An 18,983-nucleotide genomic window follows, 5' to 3' on the forward strand; every position below is an offset into this window, starting at 1 on the left:
CCAGTCGGGGATTTTTTATGTGCGATCAATCAGCCTGGAGGCGGATCAATCTTCGCGATAGCGACGCAGCTTCAACTGCTTACCGGCAACACGAGTGTCTTTCAACTTGGCCAGCAGTTTTTCCAGACCGTCTTCCGGCAGCTCCACCAGGGAGAAGCTGTCACGCACCTGGATGCGACCGATGGCTTCACGTGCCAGGCCACCCTCGTTGAGGATAGCGCCCAGCAGGTTCTTAGCCGCGATACCGTCACGCGCGCCCAGCGCGGTACGGCAACGAGCACGACCTTCGGCCAATGGAACCGGAGCACGACGCTCACGATCGCCACGGTCCGGACGGTCGCCGGTACGCTCTGGACGATCACCGCGTGGCGCGTTGTTCGGCACCAGTGGGCGTTCCTTCTCGATGGCCGCCAGGGTCAGGGCTTGACCGTTGGTGGCTTTGCGCAGCAACGCCGCAGCCAGGGCACGCGGGGTGCAACCGATATCGGCGGTCAGGCGGTCAAGCAGGTCGCCGTGGGTCGATTCAGCGTCAGCCACCAAGGGTGCCAGGCTGTTGGTCAATTTCTTGATGCGAGCATCGAGAACAGCCTGGGCATCCGGCAGGCGCACTTCGGCAACTTTCTGCCCGGTCACACGCTCGATCACTTGCAGCATGCGGCGCTCACGTGGCGTCACCAGCAGCAGTGCACGACCTTCGCGACCGGCACGGCCGGTACGGCCGATACGGTGAACGTAGGATTCAGGATCGTACGGCATGTCAACGTTGAACACGTGGGTGATACGTGGAACGTCGAGACCACGGGCAGCAACGTCGGTCGCCACAACGATGTCCAGGCGGCCATCCTTGAGGGAGTCGATGACGCGCTCACGCTGGTTCTGGGCGATGTCACCGTTCAGCGCAGCGGCCTTGTAGCCTTTGGCTTCCAGGGCGCTGGCCAGGTCCAGGGTCGCTTGCTTGGTGCGCACGAACATGATCAGGGCGTCGAAGTCTTCGACTTCCAGCAGGCTCAATACAGCCGAGGTCTTCTGGTCAGCGTGAACCAACAGGTGAGCCTGTTCGATCGCGGTAACGGTCTGGGTCTTGGTCTGGATCTTGACGTGTTGCGGATCGCGCAGATGGCGTTCGGCAATGGCACGGATCGACTGCGGCAGGGTGGCCGAGAACAGCACGGTCTGACGGGTCGGTGGCAGTGCCTTGAAGATGACTTCCAGGTCGTCCATGAAGCCCAGTTTCAACATTTCGTCGGCTTCGTCCAGAACCAGGTGGTTCACGGTCGACAGGACTTTCTCGTCACGACGCAGGTGGTCGCACAGACGGCCCGGGGTGGCGACAACGATCTGTGCGCCGTTACGGATGGCTTTCAGTTGTGGGCCCATGGGCGCGCCGCCGTAAACGGCCACAACGGTTACACCTGGCATTTGCTTGGCGTAGGTTTCGAAAGCGGTTGCTACTTGCAGCGCCAACTCACGGGTTGGCGCCAGGATCAGGGCTTGCGGCTCGCGCTTGGCAGGATCGATGCAGTGCAGGATAGGCAGGGCGAACGCGGCGGTTTTACCGGTACCGGTTTGCGCCTGGCCAATCATGTCCTGGCCGGCCATGATGATCGGGATCGATTGCTGCTGAATAGCCGAAGGTTCTTCGTAGCCAGTCGCGATGACAGCGGCGAGAATGTTCGGATTAAGATTAAAAGCGGCGAAGCCGCCGGTTTCCTGGGTCATGGGTCTGCCTCTAAGTGCATCCGCAAAGACCCATGCTCCAAAGCTGCGCATGCCGTGTTGAGACTCAAGAGTCGCCCTGGCTGCTTTGTCGGCGGGGATTTGCGAAAACGAATGAATGAAAAAGATTCGTCAAGGGAGAGTCCGCTGTGCGGACGTGCAGCCGAAGCTGACTTCGGGGAATTGCGCTACCTAAACGCGGCCCGGTTAAAGGCCGGCGCGCACTATACCGGAAATAGCTGAAAAAGGGAGCTTTTTTTATCGCAAAGCACTGAGAAACCGTGCTGTGTCACAGCCTTTGCAGATAAGTGCGCCAGGGTCTATTTTTCAAAAGCCCGGCCCTGTTGGTCATCACGCTTAAACGGTTCACCTGCCCAGACCGGTCCTTTGGTCTGAAACCTTACCCGCGCCCGAGGGCACACCCGATGAATCAAGCCAGCACCAGCCGCGTCAGCCGTGAACTCCAGGGTCATGTCCTGCTGTTGGGGCTGGATCGAGTGGCCAAGCGCAATGCTTTCGACCTGGACCTGCTTAATGAACTGAGCATGGCCTATGGCGATTTTGATCGAAACGATGACGCGCGGGTTGCCGTGGTGTTTGCCCATGGCGACCACTTCACCGCCGGGCTCGACCTGGCCAATGTCAGCGGCGTAATGGCCGGGGGCTGGCAACCGCCCCTGGGCGGCTGCGATCCCTGGGGCGTGTTCGCAGGCCCCAGGGTCAATAAGCCGGTGATCGTTGCCGTCCACGGCTACTGCCTGACCATCGGCATCGAACTGATGCTGGCAGCGGATATCAACCTTTGCGCCAGCAACACTCGCTTCGCGCAGATGGAAGTGCAGCGTGGGATCTTTCCGTTCGGCGGCGCGACGTTACGCTTTCATCAGATCGCCGGCTGGGGCAACGCGATGCGCTGGTTGCTGACCGGCGATGAATTTGACGCCCATGAAGCCCTGCGCCTGGGCCTGGTGCAGGAAGTGATGGCCAGCGAAGACTTGCTGCCGCGCGCCATCGAGTTGGCCAATCGCATCGCACGCCAGGCTCCGCTTGGGGTGCAGGCAACGCTGATGTCGGCGCGATTGGCACGCAAGGAAGGTGAGACCGTGGCGGCGGCCGCACTGCCGCCGATGGTGGATAAATTGCTCAACAGTGAGGATGCCAAGGAAGGCGTGCGGGCGATGATCGAGAAGCGGCCGGGGGTGTTCAAAGGTATTTGAATGTAGACAGTGATGACCTCATCGGGGGCAAGCCCCCTCCCACACTTGAATGTATTCACAAACCAAAAAATGTGGGAGGGGGCTTGCCCCCGACGGCGCCAGAGCAGACGACTTAAGTCGCCGGCCGAATCGCCTTGATCAACGCCTGCAACGAATAACCCAGACGCGGCGCCAAGGCTTCGGCACGAACCACCAGCGCATCCAGGTCCAGTTCCTGATCCAGCTCCGAAGGCACCAGCAGAATCACGTTGCCCTCCTTCACCGGCAGTTCCCAGTAATGCCGGTGATACAACCCGCGCAACAATGCCGCGCCCAGCGGCTTGCCGTCATCGGTGGCCCACTGGTTGATCACCAGCCAGCCGCCGGGGTTGAGCTTCTTCTGGCAGTTTTCGAGGAACGTCCAGGCCAGGTGGCCGACGCCCGGCCCCACATCGGTGTACAGGTCGACGAAGATCAGATCGGCCAGTTCGGCGCTATCGAGCAATTGCAGGGCATCGCCGATGCGAATATACAGGCGCGGATCATCGTCCAGTCCCAAATACTCCATCGCCAGGCGCGGTACGTCGGGGCGCAGCTCGATGGCTTCAACATCGTCAAGCGTCAGGAACTTGAGGCATGCCTGGGTCAGCGTGCCGGCGCCCAGGCCGAGGAACAGCGCACTTTCCGGCTGCTGATGGCACAACGCCCCGATCAACATGGCGCGGGTGTAGTCGTACTCCAGCCAGCTCGGGTCGGCGGTAAACACGCAACTTTGCTCAATGGCGTCGCCAAATTCGAGAAAACGGTAATCGGCCACTTCCAGCACACGGATCATGCCGAAATCATCATGGACTTCGGCCAGCAGGCGCTCGACACGCTCCTCGCTCATCACTACTCCTAACGGGTTGCTGTACAGCAAAGTGCGCGATTGTCAGCCAGTGAAGCCAGCAGGTCACGCACTAATTGCTGCTAACATTGACGTCCGAACCTCAACCTACCCAACGAGTGCATGATGAGCCAACCCTGGAGCCCCGACAGCTGGCGTGCCCTGCCGATCCAGCAACAACCCCGTTATCCGGATGCCGCACACCTGCTGCAAGTGGAGCAGAGCCTGGCCAGTTACCCGCCGCTGGTGTTTGCCGGGGAAGCCCGCGAATTGCGGCGTCAGTTTGCCGAAGTGACCCAGGGTCGCGCCTTCCTGCTGCAAGGCGGGGACTGCGCCGAGAGCTTTGCCGAGTTCTCCGCCGCGAAAATCCGTGACACCTTCAAAGTGCTGCTGCAGATGGCGATTGTCATGACCTTCGCCGCTGGCTGCCCGGTGGTCAAAGTCGGGCGCATGGCCGGCCAGTTCGCCAAGCCGCGCTCGTCCAACGATGAAACCATTGACGGCATCACCCTGCCCGCCTACCGCGGCGATATCGTCAATGGCATCGGCTTCGACGAAAAGAGCCGCGTACCGGACCCGGACCGCCTGCTGCAGAGCTACCACCAGTCCACCGCCACCTTCAACCTGCTGCGCGCTTTTGCCCAGGGTGGCTTCGCCGATCTGCACCAGGTGCACCAGTGGAACCTGGACTTTATTGCCAACTCCGCGTTGGCCGAGAAGTACAGCCAACTGGCCGACCGCATCGACGAAACCCTGGCCTTCATGCGCGCCTGCGGCATGGACGATTCGCCGCAACTGCGCGAGACCAGCTTCTTCACCGCTCATGAAGCGTTGCTGCTCAACTATGAGGAAGCCTTCGTACGTCGTGACAGCCTGACCAACGACTACTACGCTTGCTCGGCCCATATGCTCTGGATTGGCGACCGTACCCGTCAGTTGGATGGCGCCCATGTCGAGTTTCTGCGCGGGGTGAACAACCCGATCGGGGTCAAGGTCGGCCCGAGCATGAACCCGGACGACCTGATCCGTCTGATCGACATTCTCAACCCGGACAACGACCCTGGCCGCTTGAACCTGATCGCGCGCATGGGTGCCAATAAAGTTGGCGACCACCTGCCAGGGCTGATTCGCGCCGTGCAGCGCGAAGGCAAGCAAGTGCTGTGGAGCTCCGACCCGATGCATGGCAACACCATCAAGGCCAGCAGCGGTTACAAGACCCGCGACTTCGCGCAGATCCTTGGCGAAGTGAAGGAGTTCTTCCAGGTACACCAGGCTGAAGGCAGCTATGCCGGCGGCATTCATATCGAGATGACCGGGCAGAACGTCACCGAATGCATCGGTGGCGCGCGGCCGATCACCGAGGACGGTTTGTCGGACCGTTATCACACCCACTGCGACCCGCGGATGAACGCCGATCAGTCGCTGGAACTGGCGTTCCTGATTGCCGAAACCTTGAAACAGGTCAAGCGCTAGATTGTTGTCGACTGGACTGACGCCAATCGGGGGCAAGCCCCCTCCCACATGTGGAGCGTATTCCCCTGTGGGAGGGGGCCTGCCCCCGATGGCGCCCTAAAGCCCAGCATCCATCTTGAGCATTGCCAAGCGTAATCGCGCAGCACTGGCCCGCTGGCAATTGAGCTTGACCTGCTGTAGCCCCAGCCAATCGGCCATCTGCCGCAGGTTCAGCGCCAACGCCAACATGCCCGGCTCATCCAGGCCCTGCTCTTGCTCGTGCACCGCATGCACCGCCAGGCAGCCGTTGGCCCGTTCGGCGCGCAAATCAATGCGCGCAGCGATCCGCTCGTTGTGCAAAAACGGCAGGACGTAGTAGCCGTACACCCGCTTGTGTTGTGGGGTATAAATTTCCAGCCGGTAACGGAAATCGAACAGGCGCTCGGTACGGGCACGCTCCCAGATCAACGAATCAAAGGGCGACAGCAATGCGCTGGTCGGCACGTTGCGTGGCACTTTCGGCTCGGGCAGGCAATACGCCGACTGCTTCCAGCCCTGTACCTGGCAACTCAGCAATTGGCCTTCCTCGACCAACTCGGCCAGGCGCTGGCGGCTGTCGACGGGATCGAGGCGGAAGTAATCGCGCAGGTCTTTTTCAGTGGCCACGCCCAGTGCGCTGGCGCTGTGCAACAACAAGCCGCGCAGGGCCTCGTCGTCGCTCACGAAGGTTTGAAGGATATCGCCGGGGATCACCCGCTCCGGCAAATCGTATAGGCGTTCAAACCCTCGCCGCCCCGCCACGGTCACCAGACCGGCCGCGAACAGCCATTCCAGCGCATGTTTCTCATCACTCCAATCCCACCAGGGCCCGGCGCGCTCCTCACGGGTCGACAGACTGCCCGCACCTAATGCGCCGCGCTGTTCGACGGCCTGCAGAACGCGCTGGACAGTGTCCTGCCGCTCACGCCCGAACCGCGCCATTTGCGCGTAAATACCCTGCCCCTGTCTGGCCCGCTCCATGCGCCAGCGCATCAAGGGGTACATCGCCATGGGCAGCAACGAGGCCTCATGCCCCCAGTATTCAAACATCGTACGTCGCCGCCCCTGGCTCCAGGCGGCCTGTTCGAGCATCAAGGGGGAATAATTGCCCAGTCGAGAAAACAGCGGCAGGTAATGGGAACGCACCAGCGCATTCACCGAGTCGATCTGCAGCACGCCGAGACGTTCGATCAGGCGGTTGAGGTGTGCGGCTTTTATCTGCACCGGCGGCTGGCGCCCGGAAAACCCCTGGGCCGCCAGCGCCATGCGGCGTGCCTGCTTGAGGGAAAAGGAGAGGATGGCGGGCATGGATAGCTCCTTGAATGCTCGCACCTACCCTACTGCATCCCCGGTCACTTGCGCAGCGGGTCATCCCAGAAATGCCGGTGGATCTCCTGCTCCACGTCGATACGGTTGAGCCCGATATCCTTGAGCGCATCATCACTCATGCCCGCCAGCATCCGGCGTTCGCGATGCAACGCCGGCCAACGCGAAATAATGTGAAGAAGCCCTGACAACGGCGACCGTGCCATCGCCCCATGATCTTTTTGACCTTTCATCTTCTCGCCCTCCAGTGGGGATGACGCGAGTGTGTGCCTGGGCCTATGATCAATCCAACGAATGTTTCTTATGTAACACATCTCGGAGATTGATCAATTGTCGACTTACCCGAGCATCGACACGGAAGTGCTGCGCACCTTCGTCGCCATCGCCGATCAGGGCGGCTTTACCCGAGCCGGGGAGCTGGTCAACCGCACTCAATCGGCGGTGAGCATGCAGATCAAACGCCTGGAAGAGGACGTGCTGCAACGCAAGCTGTTCGAGCGCGACGGCCGTCAGGTGCGGCTGACGCCTGAGGGCCAGGTGTTGCTGGGGTATGCGCGGCGTATCCTGAAACTGCACAGCGAGGTCTTCAACACCCTGCGCGAGCCGCATATGGTGGGGTTGGTGCGCATCGGCACGCCGGACGATTACGTGATGCGCTTTCTGCCGGGCATTCTCAAGCAGTTCTCCAAGGCCTACCCGCTGATCCAGATCGAGTTGCACTGCGAGTCGTCATCGGTGCTGATGCAGCGACGGGACCTGGCATTGACCGTCATCAGCCGCGAGCCCGGCAACGATCTCGGTGAATTCCTGCGCACTGAACGCATGGTGTGGGCCGCAGCGCCGTGTTTTTGCGTAGACGAGCACGAGGCCCTGCCGCTGGCGGTTTCCGGCGGCGACTGCCTCTACACGCAGTGGGCCCAGACCGCGCTGGATATGGCTGGACGGGATTATCGCCTGGCTTATCACAGCTCCAATGGCGCGGCGATCCTGGCGGTGGTCAGTGCCGGCCTGGCCGCGATGGTCAGCATGGAAAGCCTGGTGTCCCAAGACCTGCGCGTGCTGGGCAGCGACGAAGGCTTCCCGCCCTTGCCGTCGATGAATCTGCGCTTGTTGCGCAACCCGCAAATGACGTCGCCCATCACCGAATGCCTGGCCGAGTACATTCTCGAAGGGTTCAGACTTTAAATGTCAGCATCACCGCGCACACCGCCAGAAAACCGCAGAACAGGCCACGCAACACCCGCTCGGGCAGCGCATGAGCGACTTTCACGCCCCAACTGATACTGAGCAGGCCGCCCACCGCCAAAGGCACGCCGATCAGCCAGTCCACTTCGTGATGCCAGGCGTAAGTGACCAGGGTCACGCCGGTGCTGGGCAGCGCCAGCGCAAGGGACAAGCCTTGGGCGACCACCTGGCTGGTGCCGAAAACACTGGTAAGCACCGGCGTGGCTACCACCGCGCCCCCGACACCGAACAATCCGCCCATGGCGCCTGAGGCTGCGCCGAGTACGCCCAGCCACGGCCAGGAATAGCGCATTTGCGCCGTCGGCGGTGCATTACGGGTGAACATGCGCAACAGATTATAGGCTGCCAGTACCACCAAAAAGACGATAAACCCGATCCGCATCGCGCCGGCATCCAGGCCTACCGCCCAGATCGAACCCAGCCAGGCAAAACTGAACCCCATCACACCCAGCGGCAAGGCATGGCGCAGCTCAATGCGGTTGCGCTGGTGATACCGCCACAGGGCCAGCATCACGTTGGGGACCACCATCACCAGCGCGGTGCCTTGAGCGATCTGCTGATCGAGCCCGAACAGCACACCCAGCACGGGGATGGCGATCAGCCCACCGCCAATGCCAAACAAGCCGCCTACTGTGCCAAGGGCCGCGCCCAATACCAGGTACATCGCTAAATCCAACACCGCTCGTTACTCCACAAACCCTGAGTCTTGCATGCTACGCAGTCGGCTATGGCGCGCAAAGGCACAGCAACGCACAATGGCTGTGCCAAACTCGCACAAGCACGGCCCCATGAATCCCAATACGTTGACCGACCAACTGAGCCTGTTTCTCGATGTGCTGGAAAGCGGCAGCTTTTCCGCCGCTGCGCGCCGCCGTCCGCTGACCCCCTCGGCAGTGGCGCGGCGTATCGACAGCCTGGAAAACTCAGTCGGCAGCCGCCTGTTCCAGCGCAGCACCCATGCCGTGGTCCCCACCCCGGCCGGCCTGGCCTTCGCCGAGCGGGCGCGACGAATTGTCGGTGAATTGCAGCTGGCGCGCGCCGAAGCCGTGTCCCTGAGCCATGCGCCGGAAGGCCTGATCCGCGTAGATGCACCGGCGGCGTTCGGGCGACGGCACTTGGCGCCAGTGATTGCAGATTTCCTGCAGGTGTACCCAGGGCTGGATGTACAGCTGCATTTGATCGACAGCTTTGTCGATATGCAGGGCGCGCACCTGGGCAAGGTCGACCTGGTGCTGCGCGCCGGGCATATTGCCGACACTCGTCTGATCGCCACGCCGCTGGCCAGTATTGTGCGCATTGCCTGCGCCAGCCCGGCTTACCTGAAAAGCCGAGGTATGCCAGCGCACCCGCGGGAATTGAGCGAACACGACGGCCTGGACTGGGACGGGTTGGCGCCGATGTTCGCCTGGCGCTTTGAACTGGACGGGCGCCGCGCCATCTATCGGCCTCGTCGTATCCGCATGAGTGCCAACAATGCCGAGGCCCTGCTCTCCGGCGCCCTGGCAGGGCTGGGCATTGCGCATCTGCCTACGTGGCTGGCCAGCGAATACCTGGTGCGCGGTGAACTCTTGCCACTGTTTTGTGAAAACGGCTTGCCCAGCCCGGAAACCACCGGCATCTACGCACTACGCCTGGAACAGCAACCCAATGCACGCAGCCGGTTGCTGCTGGAATACTTGAAGTCCCGTTTCAGCCCGATACCACCTTGGGATCTGGCACTGCAAAGCGGACTGGTCTGACCGTCCGCGGAGAATTATCTGGCGCATTAAAGATTTGCCCGCTAGATTCCCGTTATACCGGCTTTCGAGGCACCGCCATGAGCAAAAATCCAACTCCCTGTGAATCCTTGATGCTGGATAACCAGCTGTGTTTCGCCTTGCATTCCACCTCGCTGTTGATGACCAAGGTATACAAACCGCTCCTTCAGGCCCTCGGCCTGACCTATCCGCAGTACCTGGCCATGATGGTGTTGTGGGAAGAAGACGGTTTGACCGTGGGTGAAATCAGCAACCGCCTGCTCACCGATCCCGGCTCCCTGACGCCCCTGCTCAAGCGCCTGGAAGCCGAAGGCCGGTTGAGCCGCACCCGCAGCCGCGAAGATGAGCGGGTGGTGGTGGTGGAGCTTACCGCTGCCGGTCGGGCCCTGCAGGACAAGGCCATGGGGATTCCGCAATGCATCCTGGGGGCCAGCGGGCTGGACCTGGAGCAGTTGCGCAAGCTGCAGGCGGATTTGATTACTTTGCGCAGCAACCTGCAGAACACACTCTGAACACAGCAACGCGCTAAAAATGTGGGAGGGGCGGTGCGACCGCCCCTCCCACATTATTTTCAATCGCCTGAAAATATTTGTGAATTTAGCTTGCGCACTAAACATTAGCGCTATACATTCGCCTCACCAACTACTTGGCGCGCAAACCTTTAGCGCTAAAACCAGAGGACGACACCATGCAAACGCTCTATACCGCAGTAGCCACCGCCACCGGCGGCCGTGATGGTCGCGCTGTTTCCAGTGACAACATCCTCGACGTCAAGCTCTCCACGCCCAAGGAATTGGGCGGTGCTGGCGGCCAGGCCACCAATCCTGAGCAACTGTTCGCCGCCGGCTACTCGGCCTGCTTTATCGGTGCCCTGAAATTCGTCGCCGGCCAGACCAAACGCAAAATCCCGGATGACGCTGCGATCACCGCCCACGTAGGCATCGGCCAGATCCCTGGCGGCTTCGGCCTGGACATCGACCTGCACATCAGCCTGCCAGGCCTGGCCCAGGATGATGCGCAAACGCTGGTCGACGCCGCTCACCAAGTCTGCCCGTACTCCAACGCCACTCGCGGCAACGTCGATGTGCGTCTGCACGTAACCGTCTAACCACTGCCGCCCTGATCGGAGAAGAACATGAACACATTTGCCAAAGCGCTCACCGGCAGCCTGCTCGCCCTGTCCATCAGCACGGCCTTCGCCGCCACCGGTGACGTGGAGCACACCACCCAGGGGTTCCTGGATGCACTGAACGCCGGCACCGGCAAGCCGATGGAGCAGTTGACGCCCCAGCAGGCCCGCGCGGTGCTGACCGGTGCCCAGGCCGCAGTGAAGCTGAGCCTGCCAAAGGCGGATGTGAGCCAGAAGACCATTCAGGTCGACGGCCAGCCGCTGGACCTGACCATTGTGCGTCCGGCCGGGGTCAAGGGTACGTTGCCAGTGTTCATGTTCTTCCACGGCGGTGGCTGGGTGCTGGGGGATTACCCGACCCATGAACGCCTGGTGCGGGACCTGGTGGTGGGTTCGGGGGCGGTGGCGGTCTTCGTCAACTACACCCCATCACCACAAGCGCATTACCCGGTGGCGATCAACCAAGCGTACGGCGCAACAAAGTGGGTGGCAGAGCACGGCAAGGACATCAACGTCGATGGCAAGCGCCTGGCAGTCGCAGGCAACAGTGTCGGCGGCAACATGGCCGCAGTGGTCAGCCTGATGGCCAAGGACAAGGGCACGCCGGCGATCAAGTTCCAGTTGCTGCTGTGGCCGGTGACCGATGCCAACTTCGATACGGGTTCCTACAACCAGTACGCCGAAGGGCACTTCCTCACCAGGAACATGATGAAATGGTTCTGGGACAATTACACCACTGATGCCAACCAGCGCGCCGAGATCTATGCCTCGCCACTGCGGGCCACCACCGATCAACTCAAGGGCTTGCCCCCTGCGATGGTGCAAACCGCCGGTGCCGATGTACTGCGTGACGAAGGTGAAGCCTACGCCCGCAAACTGGATCAGGCCGGTGTGCCGGTCACTGCCGTGCGCTACAACGGCATGATCCACGACTACGGTTTGCTCAACGTGGTCAGCCAGGTGCCCGCTGTACGTTCTGCCTTGCTGCAAGCGTCGGATGAACTCAAGCAACACCTGAAGTAAACACTGCACGCATAAAAAAGCCCGACACAGGGTCGGGCTTTTCCGTTCGTATCGCGGCGCAGGAATTACTTCTTGGCGCGACCTTTGTACGAACCACCTTCACGGGTGTCGATCTCGATCATGTCGTCGATTTCGATGAAGTCGGCCACTTGCAGCTCGGTACCATTGCTCAGCTTGGCAGGCTTCATTACCTTGCCGGAAGTGTCACCGCGAGCGGAACCTTCGGTGTAGGCAACTTTACGCACGATCGTGGTCGGCAGCTCTACGGAAACCAGGCGCTCTTCGAAGAAAATAGCTTCGCAGACGTCTTCCATGCCTTCTTCGATGAACGGCAGAACGGCTTCGATATCTTCAGCGTTCAGCTCGTACATGGTGTAGTCGGTGGTGTCCATGAACGTGTAGGTGTCGCCGCTGATGAAGGACAGGGTCGCTTCCTTGCGGTCGAGGATCACGTCGTCCAGTTTGTCATCGGCGCTGTAGACGATCTCGGTCTTGTAACCGGTCAGCAGGTTTTTCAGCTTGGTCTTCATGATGGCGCTGTTACGACCGGACTTGGTGAACTCAGCTTTCTGAACCAGCCAAGGGTCGTTTTCGAGACGGATCACTGTACCGGGTTTCAGTTCTTTACCAGTTTTCATTGCATATATCCGAAATTTGGATGGGATTTACAAAAATCAAGGTGGCGTATCATATCCAACTTTCATAAAACTGTACCAGCGCCGTCGCAAGATCGGCCTGCAAGGCCTGTTCCAGACACCAGGTTTGCGCATGCCTGTTGAGTTCCGGCCAGTGTTCCAGCAGCATTTTCCACGGCTGGGCCATATCGCCCTCGGTGTTCCAGGCTTGCCAGAGTGTAACCAGTGCGGTCTTGGCCGCCGGCGACAAGGCTGCGGTGTACAGCTCGAGGAAGGCATCGAGCTTGTCCAGGTGAATGTCTTCGTCCTGACGATAGATGTGCCACAGCAACGGGCGCCCGGCCCACTGGGCGCGCACGAACGAATCCTCGCCACGCACGGCATTCAGGTCACAGCACCACAGCAATAGGTCGTATTGAGTCTGGCGCATGAACGGCAGCACCTGCACGGTCAAGGCCCCGCGTTGATGAATCGCCCCCGCCGTCAGCCCCTCCTCGCCCAGCCAGCGTTGCACATCGCCCAGGATGCGCCCTTCCGGCACCAACAGATGAGTGGCACGGGCGTCTGTCGACAACACGTCCAGCCAACTGCCCAGCCCGGCGTTTTCGTAGGCGAACAGCGAGATCAGCCGCGCATCGGCTACCGGAAACACGCCCAGGGTCTGCAGGAATTGGCGCTGCGCATTAGCATCCTGCTCAAACGCCTGGCGCTGCTGCAGTAACCCTGCTTCACGCAACAGCCCTCCAGTACCCGGGCGAAAGCCAGGAAAAAAGAAGTACTTCTGCACCCCCTTGAACTTCACCGACGGCAGGCGGTGGCAGCCCACCACCCAGTCCTCGGCACTGAGGTAATCCAGGTTCATCCACAACGGCGTGCGCGCGCGCGCGGCCATGGCTTCCATATAGTCAGCCGGCAGTTGGCAAGCGAACGCGGCAACCACCACATCGGCCGCAGGGGTTGGCGCCCATTCGCACGGCCAGTGGCGCACATCGACGCCCTCTTGCCACTGCTGCTCCAGGCTGACATCGATCTGCGGGCACATGCGCTCGAAAGCGCGCAGGTCATCGACCCACAGGCGCACATCGCACGCATGCTCGGCTACCAATTGCCGGGCCAGTCGCCAGGTCACGCCAATGTCGCCGTAGTTGTCGACGACGCTGCAAAAAATATCCCAGCGGGCTTTCATTCCGGGCTCCAGTGCTCAAAGGCTCGATTGTCCGCATAAATGCACCGATGCAGAAGGCTTGATCACGATTATTCTGCACAGTGGCTGTGCGACAATCGCCAACTTGCCATCAATGCTAGCCAGGAGGCCCCCATGTCTGACCGTCCGATGTCGCTGTTCAAACTGTGCATCGCCATTGCCGCAGGCGTGTGGCTGGGGTTTATCGCCATCGCGCTGACCACCTGGCTGGCCTCGCGCTACCTGTTCCCGCAGAGCCTGGCGCCGGTGGCCCAAGCGGTTCAACAGTTGGGCAAACCGCCGGTTGCTGCACCGGAGCCGCCTAACCGTATGTTTGAGCAGTACCAGCAGAACCTGCAGAAGCAGGAGCAGCAACAAGCCCTGGAGCAGGCGCGAAACAATGCGCGCAACCTGTCCAACCCCAAATGCCAGTTCTGGCTGCAACAGGACCAGAACGCCCCGAATGAAAAGTCCAAAGCCAATGTCCTGCAATTCTGTGATTGAAGATCATGAATAAACACGCCGTCCTCCAGTTGGTCCTGGAAAAACTCAGCGCCGACCTCGACATCGCTCAACGCGCCGCGCAGACCGCCTACGAGACCGCGACACACGAAGAGAACATCGCGGAAAACAAGTACGACACCTTGGGGTTGGAGGCTTCTTATCTGGCGGCCGGCCAGGCCAGGCGGGTCGAAGAGATCAAGCTGTCGCTGACGCTGTGCCAGAACGTGGCGTTGCGCGCCTACGATGATCAGCGCGGGATCGAAGTCGGTACGCTGCTAGGCCTGCAAGACGAGAACGATCGCCAGCAATGGCTGTTCCTGGCGCCGGATGCGGCGGGATTGAAGGTCGATGTGGTCGGACAACCGGTCACCGTCATCACCCCGCGCTCGCCCCTGGGCAAAAGCCTGCTGGGCAAGCGTGTCGATGACGAGGTGGAGATTCTGGTGGCGGGCACCCGGCAGCATTTCACCGTGACCGAGGCCCGCTGAGCCAGTTTAGTGAACAGGCAACTCAACGCCGTCGAACAATTCTTCCAGTTCCTGCTTGTTATGGCACTGGATCGCCTTGGCCATCACTTCGCGGGTGAGGTGCGGTGCAAATTTCTCGATGAAATCGCACATGAAGCCGCGCAGGAACGTGCCACGCCGGAAACCGATCTTGGTCACGCTGGATTCGAACAGCTCGCTGGCATCGAGCACCACCAGGTCTTTATCGAGCTGAGTGTCGACTGCCATCTTGGCGACGATGCCCACGCCCAGGCCCAGGCGCACGTAAGTCTTGATCACATCGGCATCGGCTGCGGTAAACACCACTTTCGGCGTAAGGCCGCGGTGGCTGAAGGCTTCGTCAAGCTTGGAACGGCCGGTGAAACCGAAGACGTAGGTCACGATCGGGTATTCGGCCAAGGCTTCCAGGGTCAGCTTCGGCAACTTGGCCAAGGGGTGTCCCTGCGGCACCACCACGCAACGGTTCCAGCGGTAGCACGGCATCATGACCAGATCACCGAACAGCTCCAGGGCTTCGGTGGCGATAGCGAAATCGACGGTGCCATCAGCGGCCATCTCGGCGATCTGCATCGGCGAGCCCTGGTGCATGTGCAACGCCACGTCGGGGTACTGCTTGATAAAATCGCGGATCACCGGCGGCAAGGCATAGCGTGCCTGGGTGTGAGTGGTGGCGATCGACAGGGTGCCCTTCTTCTCGTTGGAGAATTCCTGGGCGATCTGCTTGATGCTCTCGACCTTGCGCAGGATCTCGCCGGCCGTGGTGATGATGCGCTCGCCCGCCGGAGTGACGCGGGTCAAGTGCTTGCCGCTGCGCGCGAATACTTCCACGCCCAGCTCGTCTTCGAGCAGGCGGATCTGCTTGCTGATACCGGGTTGCGACGTGTAGAGGCTTTGAGCGGTAGCGGAAACGTTGAGGTCGTGGTGCGCCACTTCCCAGATGTAGCGCAGTTGTTGAAGCTTCATATGAATCCCTCAAAGCAGATAGACGCCACGGGTATCAGCGACGGTATATAACTATATTAAAGGTAAGATATAGAAATCTAGAACTTTTTATCGTTTTTACCGCTCAATATCATCACTGCGCCGACGTTGCAGCGATGGCACCAGGTAAACCGGCACGCTCGCCAGCTGTAACAAGCGCGCGGCGGTACGCCCCAGCGGTGTAGCCGCTGCGCTTGCATGGCTATGACTGCCTACGATCAACAGGTCGACGGAAAGTTTATGCAGTTGGTCGAGAATCACCTCGCAGGGGTCCCCCTGGATCACCCGTACCGAACGAATCAACTTCAGGTCCTGCTCCCCTTCCCCCAGTTCCTCGCGAAAGCTGTCGAGCACTCGCTGCTCGATCGTCGCCATGACCGTGGTCAACCCCTGGCGCTGCCATTCGCTGAGGGCCTTTTCATCAAGGTAGCTCTGCAACACCGATTCAGCGAACAGCCCGATGGGCTCCACCACATGAATCACATATAAATCCGCCTTGAACGTTCGCGCCAACGCCAGGGCATGTTGCATGACATACGGTGCATACAGGCCAAGATCCGTGGCGTACAGCATCGAACGAATCATAGAACCCCCTGGGTTGCCAGGCTGGCGGAGATTAGATGAGCTTAGCAGCGCCTCGAGCAGTTCGGCTCAGCTCTGGCTGTGGATTTTCAACTCATTACTGATGCCATGGGGCACATGCCCGGTGGCCACCACCTCCCTGGCTCTCTCACAATGGCCGGCCTGGTCATCGAAGAACACATCGGCGGCGAATGCTTCCAGGAACGCGGATTTATCCAGGCCACCCAGGAACAGCGATTCATCCAGGCGGATATCCCATTCGCGCAAGGTGCGGATGACCCGCTCGTGGGACGGCGCCGAGCGCGCGGTGACCAGTGCCGTGCGAATCGGGCATGCCTCGTCGGTGAACTCACGCTGCAACAGGTTGAGCGCCGCCAGGAAGCCCTTGAACGGGCCACCGTGCAACGGCTGGCGCGCCGACTCTCGTTCGCTGGCCTGGAACGCTTCCAACCCGCCGGCCTGATAGACGCGCTCTGACTCGTCGGAGAACAGCACTGCATCGCCGTCGAACGCGATCCGCAGTTCCTCGCTCGACGCCCGGCGCGCCCCACCCGAGAGGATCGTCGCCGCGGCAAAACCGGCATCGAGCGCACTGCGCACATCTTCTGCATGGGTCGACAGAAACAGATGGCAACCAAAGGCGGCCAAATACGGATAGGGACTACGCCCTCCAACGAAAGCGGCGCGGGAAATGTCCAGGCCGTAATGCTGGATCGAGTTGAACACTCGCAGACCGGTATCGGCGCTGTTGCGCGACACCAATACCACCTCGACACGGGCCCGCCCGAGGCTGGCGTTGAGGCTCAGCAGTTTCTTGACCAGCGGGAAGGCGTCGCCGGGTTCAAGGATTTCCTCCTCGTGCTCGATCTGGTATTGGCGATACGGCTCCACCCCTTCGGCGAGGTAGACCTTGTGGCTCTCGCTCAAATCGAACAAGGCTCGCGATGAAATCGCCAGCACCAGTTTGTCGCTCAATCCCTTCACCATGTCAGTGCCTCCGAATCAGCGATTGTGCCGATCAATAAAACACAAGGCCTGGTAAAGCGCCTGCATGCGCGGCAATTCGCAGCCGGCCGCTTTGGCGGCGGCCAACGGTCGCGCATAGATGGCCGCCAGTTCCAACGCACGCTTGTGCACGTGGTCGTGATACATGCTGGGCAGGTAGTCGTCCATGGTTTCGGTCATGGCAAACATCTGTCCGGCGTAACTCGCAGCAATGTCATGACCACAGGCGTGAGCGCCCTGCACCACTTCGGCCATCAGCGCCTGAATCAGCGCACGGCTGGATTCATCCGCCATCAGCGCGCGGGTCCCGGTGCCGAGCAAAACCGAGAGGCCGTTAAACGGCACATTCCACACCAGTTTATGCCAACGGGCCTGATGCACGCTGGCCATGGCCTGAGACTCGATACCCGCTTGATGAAACAGCCCGGCCCCTTCTTCGACAATCGCCTGCTGCCGCGCTTCATCGTTGGCCGCGCTACCACTGTGATAGCCCAGGTTGACCCGTCCCAGCGCCTGATGCTCGACGACGCCCGGCGCGGCGCGATGCACGCCGATGTAGCAAAGGCCGCCCAGCAAGTGCAGCGACGCCGGCAGGTGTTCACGCAGGCTGTCCTCGACATCCAGTCCGTTTTGCAACAGCACCACCTTGGCATCCGGCGCCGCAACCTGGGCGATGGTCGGGGCCAGATCGGCATTGCCGGTGGATTTGGTACCCACCAGCAGCCAATCGCACGGCGGCATATCCGCAGCCTGGGCATATGCCTGCACCGGATGCAGGTGCAGGTTGCCATGCACATTACTGTTGAGGCGCAGACCCTGTTTGCTGACCACCGCGTACTCGCTGCGCAACAGAAAATGCACATCGAACCCGGCACGCGCCAGCATCAGGCCATAAAACCCGCCAATGGCGCCGGTGCCAATGATGCCGATACGTGGCGAAGGGTGTGCAGTGGCGGTCATGGCAAATCCTCTGGGGTACGGGTCAGTGCGTGGTTTACCGCGTCGGTCAGGTCTGGTTGCGTAAGACGTGTCTGTAATTGCCCGTAGAATTGACCCTCGCACACGAGGAACAGCGCGGGCAAATGAAAGATCTGGTAACGTTCGACCGCGCCGCCGTTGTGCCCGGCATCCACCCAGCACAGTCGGTCCACCGGCAAGCGCCAGCTCGGCAACTGCTGGCGCGCCCAGCGGCAACTGGAACAACCGACACTGGTAAACACTACCAGCGAACACCCGGGCAATCCCAGCAATTGCTGGTCGATATCCAGGTCGGTCAGCTCCAGTTCCTTCACTATACTGCTGCCACTGCCGTCCATGGGACGGTGTTCGGAGTCCGTGTACATGGGTCGTTTTTTACCTCACCCTGATGATGTCGCTGTCGAATTGATCCAACGTCCGTCTCCTCCCTTGCCTCGCCAACGCCTGCGCACTATCGGCCGCGGCGGCATCGCCTGCAACTGTCCGCGTGCCTGGCGTCCTGGCACGGCGGTCGACCTGTCTATCCCCTCCCTGGGCGCCAGCGCCCGCTATCCGGGCTATGTCGCGTGGTGCCGCAAAGGAGAAGCGGGCTATCGCATCGGCATCAGTTTTACCGATGAACATGCCCCGTTCGGCGCGCGCATGGGTGAGCAAGTGTGCCAGATCGAACGCTACTGCCGCCTGCACGAAACCGCCGAGCCCACGCCCCAGCAACTCGAAGCCCTGGCCCGCGATTGGGTGTCGCGCCACGCCGGCGAGTTCTCCCACGAGGCAGTTGTGCAGCCAGTGCTGGATTAAAGCGGCCTTTGCCCATTGTCGCGAGCCCGTATTACGCGCTAA

22 protein-coding genes are annotated in these 18,983 nt (G+C 60.9%); 10 read left to right on the plus strand and 12 right to left on the minus strand.

Going from position 1 to position 18,983, the window contains the following annotated elements:
- Positions 1-45: 45 nt before the first annotated feature.
- A complete protein-coding gene (locus tag BFQ04_RS01025) occupies positions 46-1,719 on the minus strand; it encodes a DEAD/DEAH box helicase (RefSeq protein ID WP_065885148.1) in 1,674 nt (557 codons plus the stop codon).
- Positions 1,720-2,141: 422 nt separating this feature from the next.
- On the opposite strand from BFQ04_RS01025, the gene BFQ04_RS01030 reads away from it, so the two are divergent.
- The gene (locus tag BFQ04_RS01030) at positions 2,142-2,933 is read left to right on the plus strand and encodes a crotonase/enoyl-CoA hydratase family protein (RefSeq protein WP_065949177.1); all 792 of its coding nucleotides are present in this window, start codon (positions 2,142-2,144) and stop codon (positions 2,931-2,933) included.
- 112 nt (positions 2,934-3,045) lie between these two features.
- Here the strand turns inward: BFQ04_RS01030 and BFQ04_RS01035 are convergent, their stop codons facing one another.
- A complete protein-coding gene (locus BFQ04_RS01035; RefSeq protein ID WP_065949178.1) occupies positions 3,046-3,801 on the minus strand; it encodes a spermidine synthase in 756 nt (251 codons plus the stop codon).
- Positions 3,802-3,924: 123 nt separating this feature from the next.
- Between BFQ04_RS01035 and BFQ04_RS01040 the strand changes: the two genes are divergently transcribed.
- Complete coding sequence (locus BFQ04_RS01040) at positions 3,925-5,271, plus strand: class II 3-deoxy-7-phosphoheptulonate synthase (RefSeq protein ID WP_065949179.1); 1,347 nt, start codon at positions 3,925-3,927, stop codon at positions 5,269-5,271.
- 96 nt (positions 5,272-5,367) lie between these two features.
- On the opposite strand, the gene BFQ04_RS01045 is transcribed toward BFQ04_RS01040, so the two are convergent.
- Positions 5,368-6,597 carry a winged helix-turn-helix domain-containing protein gene (locus tag BFQ04_RS01045; protein ID WP_065949180.1) on the minus strand — a complete coding sequence of 410 codons (1,230 nt, stop codon included), beginning with the start codon at positions 6,595-6,597 and terminating at the stop codon, positions 5,368-5,370.
- A 44-nt stretch (positions 6,598-6,641) separates the two neighbouring features.
- The gene (locus BFQ04_RS01050) at positions 6,642-6,848 is read right to left on the minus strand and encodes a DUF1127 domain-containing protein (protein WP_065949181.1); all 207 of its coding nucleotides are present in this window, start codon (positions 6,846-6,848) and stop codon (positions 6,642-6,644) included.
- Between the two features lie 97 nt (positions 6,849-6,945).
- Here BFQ04_RS01050 and BFQ04_RS01055 point away from each other — a divergent pair, with 97 nt between their 5' ends.
- A complete protein-coding gene (locus tag BFQ04_RS01055) occupies positions 6,946-7,800 on the plus strand; it encodes a LysR family transcriptional regulator (RefSeq protein ID WP_065949182.1) in 855 nt (284 codons plus the stop codon).
- Here BFQ04_RS01055 and BFQ04_RS01060 read toward each other — a convergent pair.
- The gene (locus BFQ04_RS01060) at positions 7,790-8,539 is read right to left on the minus strand and encodes a sulfite exporter TauE/SafE family protein (RefSeq protein WP_065949183.1); all 750 of its coding nucleotides are present in this window, start codon (positions 8,537-8,539) and stop codon (positions 7,790-7,792) included. The genes BFQ04_RS01055 and BFQ04_RS01060 overlap by 11 nt on opposite strands.
- 109 nt (positions 8,540-8,648) lie before the next feature.
- Between BFQ04_RS01060 and BFQ04_RS01065 the strand changes: the two genes are divergently transcribed.
- From BFQ04_RS01065 to BFQ04_RS01080, 4 genes are all read left to right on the plus strand, one after another.
- A complete protein-coding gene (locus BFQ04_RS01065; protein WP_065949184.1) occupies positions 8,649-9,599 on the plus strand; it encodes a LysR family transcriptional regulator in 951 nt (316 codons plus the stop codon).
- Between the two features lie 77 nt (positions 9,600-9,676).
- Positions 9,677-10,129, plus strand: coding sequence for a MarR family winged helix-turn-helix transcriptional regulator (locus tag BFQ04_RS01070; protein ID WP_065949185.1), 453 nt, complete (start codon positions 9,677-9,679; stop codon positions 10,127-10,129).
- 176 nt (positions 10,130-10,305) lie between these two features.
- The gene (locus BFQ04_RS01075; RefSeq protein WP_065949186.1) at positions 10,306-10,725 is read left to right on the plus strand and encodes an organic hydroperoxide resistance protein; all 420 of its coding nucleotides are present in this window, start codon (positions 10,306-10,308) and stop codon (positions 10,723-10,725) included.
- Positions 10,726-10,752: 27 nt separating this feature from the next.
- Positions 10,753-11,769, plus strand: coding sequence for an alpha/beta hydrolase (locus BFQ04_RS01080; RefSeq protein WP_065949187.1), 1,017 nt, complete (start codon positions 10,753-10,755; stop codon positions 11,767-11,769).
- Positions 11,770-11,834: 65 nt separating this feature from the next.
- Here the strand turns inward: BFQ04_RS01080 and BFQ04_RS01085 are convergent, their stop codons facing one another.
- Positions 11,835-12,407, minus strand: coding sequence for an elongation factor P (locus tag BFQ04_RS01085; protein ID WP_065872731.1), 573 nt, complete (start codon positions 12,405-12,407; stop codon positions 11,835-11,837).
- A 49-nt stretch (positions 12,408-12,456) separates the two neighbouring features.
- Positions 12,457-13,590: an elongation factor P maturation arginine rhamnosyltransferase EarP gene (gene earP, locus BFQ04_RS01090; protein WP_065949188.1), complete on the minus strand. Its 1,134-nt coding sequence runs from the start codon at positions 13,588-13,590 to the stop codon at positions 12,457-12,459.
- Positions 13,591-13,722: 132 nt separating this feature from the next.
- On the opposite strand from earP, the gene BFQ04_RS01095 reads away from it, so the two are divergent.
- A complete protein-coding gene (locus BFQ04_RS01095) occupies positions 13,723-14,091 on the plus strand; it encodes a hypothetical protein (RefSeq protein WP_065949189.1) in 369 nt (122 codons plus the stop codon).
- Between the two features lie 5 nt (positions 14,092-14,096).
- Positions 14,097-14,579, plus strand: coding sequence for a GreA/GreB family elongation factor (locus BFQ04_RS01100; protein WP_065949217.1), 483 nt, complete (start codon positions 14,097-14,099; stop codon positions 14,577-14,579).
- Positions 14,580-14,585: 6 nt separating this feature from the next.
- Here BFQ04_RS01100 and cysB read toward each other — a convergent pair whose 3' ends face one another.
- The 5 genes from cysB to BFQ04_RS01125 form a co-directional block, all read right to left on the minus strand.
- A complete protein-coding gene (cysB, locus tag BFQ04_RS01105; protein WP_017849520.1) occupies positions 14,586-15,560 on the minus strand; it encodes an HTH-type transcriptional regulator CysB in 975 nt (324 codons plus the stop codon).
- Between the two features lie 96 nt (positions 15,561-15,656).
- Positions 15,657-16,163 (minus strand): universal stress protein, encoded by a 507-nt coding sequence (locus tag BFQ04_RS01110; protein WP_065949190.1) that lies wholly within the window; start codon positions 16,161-16,163, stop codon positions 15,657-15,659.
- Between the two features lie 66 nt (positions 16,164-16,229).
- Positions 16,230-17,147 carry a 5'-nucleotidase gene (locus BFQ04_RS01115; RefSeq protein ID WP_065949191.1) on the minus strand — a complete coding sequence of 306 codons (918 nt, stop codon included), beginning with the start codon at positions 17,145-17,147 and terminating at the stop codon, positions 16,230-16,232.
- 15 nt (positions 17,148-17,162) lie between these two features.
- On the minus strand, positions 17,163-18,125 hold the full coding sequence (locus tag BFQ04_RS01120) for a putative 2-dehydropantoate 2-reductase (protein WP_065949192.1): 963 nt from the start codon (positions 18,123-18,125) through the stop codon (positions 17,163-17,165).
- Positions 18,122-18,508, minus strand: a complete 387-nt coding sequence (locus tag BFQ04_RS01125; RefSeq protein WP_065949193.1) for a thioredoxin — start codon at positions 18,506-18,508, stop codon at positions 18,122-18,124. The genes BFQ04_RS01120 and BFQ04_RS01125 overlap by 4 nt, the downstream gene beginning before the upstream one ends.
- Between BFQ04_RS01125 and BFQ04_RS01130 the strand changes: the two genes are divergently transcribed.
- Positions 18,507-18,941: a PilZ domain-containing protein gene (locus BFQ04_RS01130; RefSeq protein WP_065949194.1), complete on the plus strand. Its 435-nt coding sequence runs from the start codon at positions 18,507-18,509 to the stop codon at positions 18,939-18,941. The genes BFQ04_RS01125 and BFQ04_RS01130 overlap by 2 nt on opposite strands.
- The last annotated feature ends 42 nt before the right edge of the window (positions 18,942-18,983 follow it).

Source organism: Pseudomonas sp. 37 R 15 (genome assembly GCF_900004865.1).
Lineage (GTDB): Bacteria > Pseudomonadota > Gammaproteobacteria > Pseudomonadales > Pseudomonadaceae > Aquipseudomonas > Aquipseudomonas fluorescens_AM.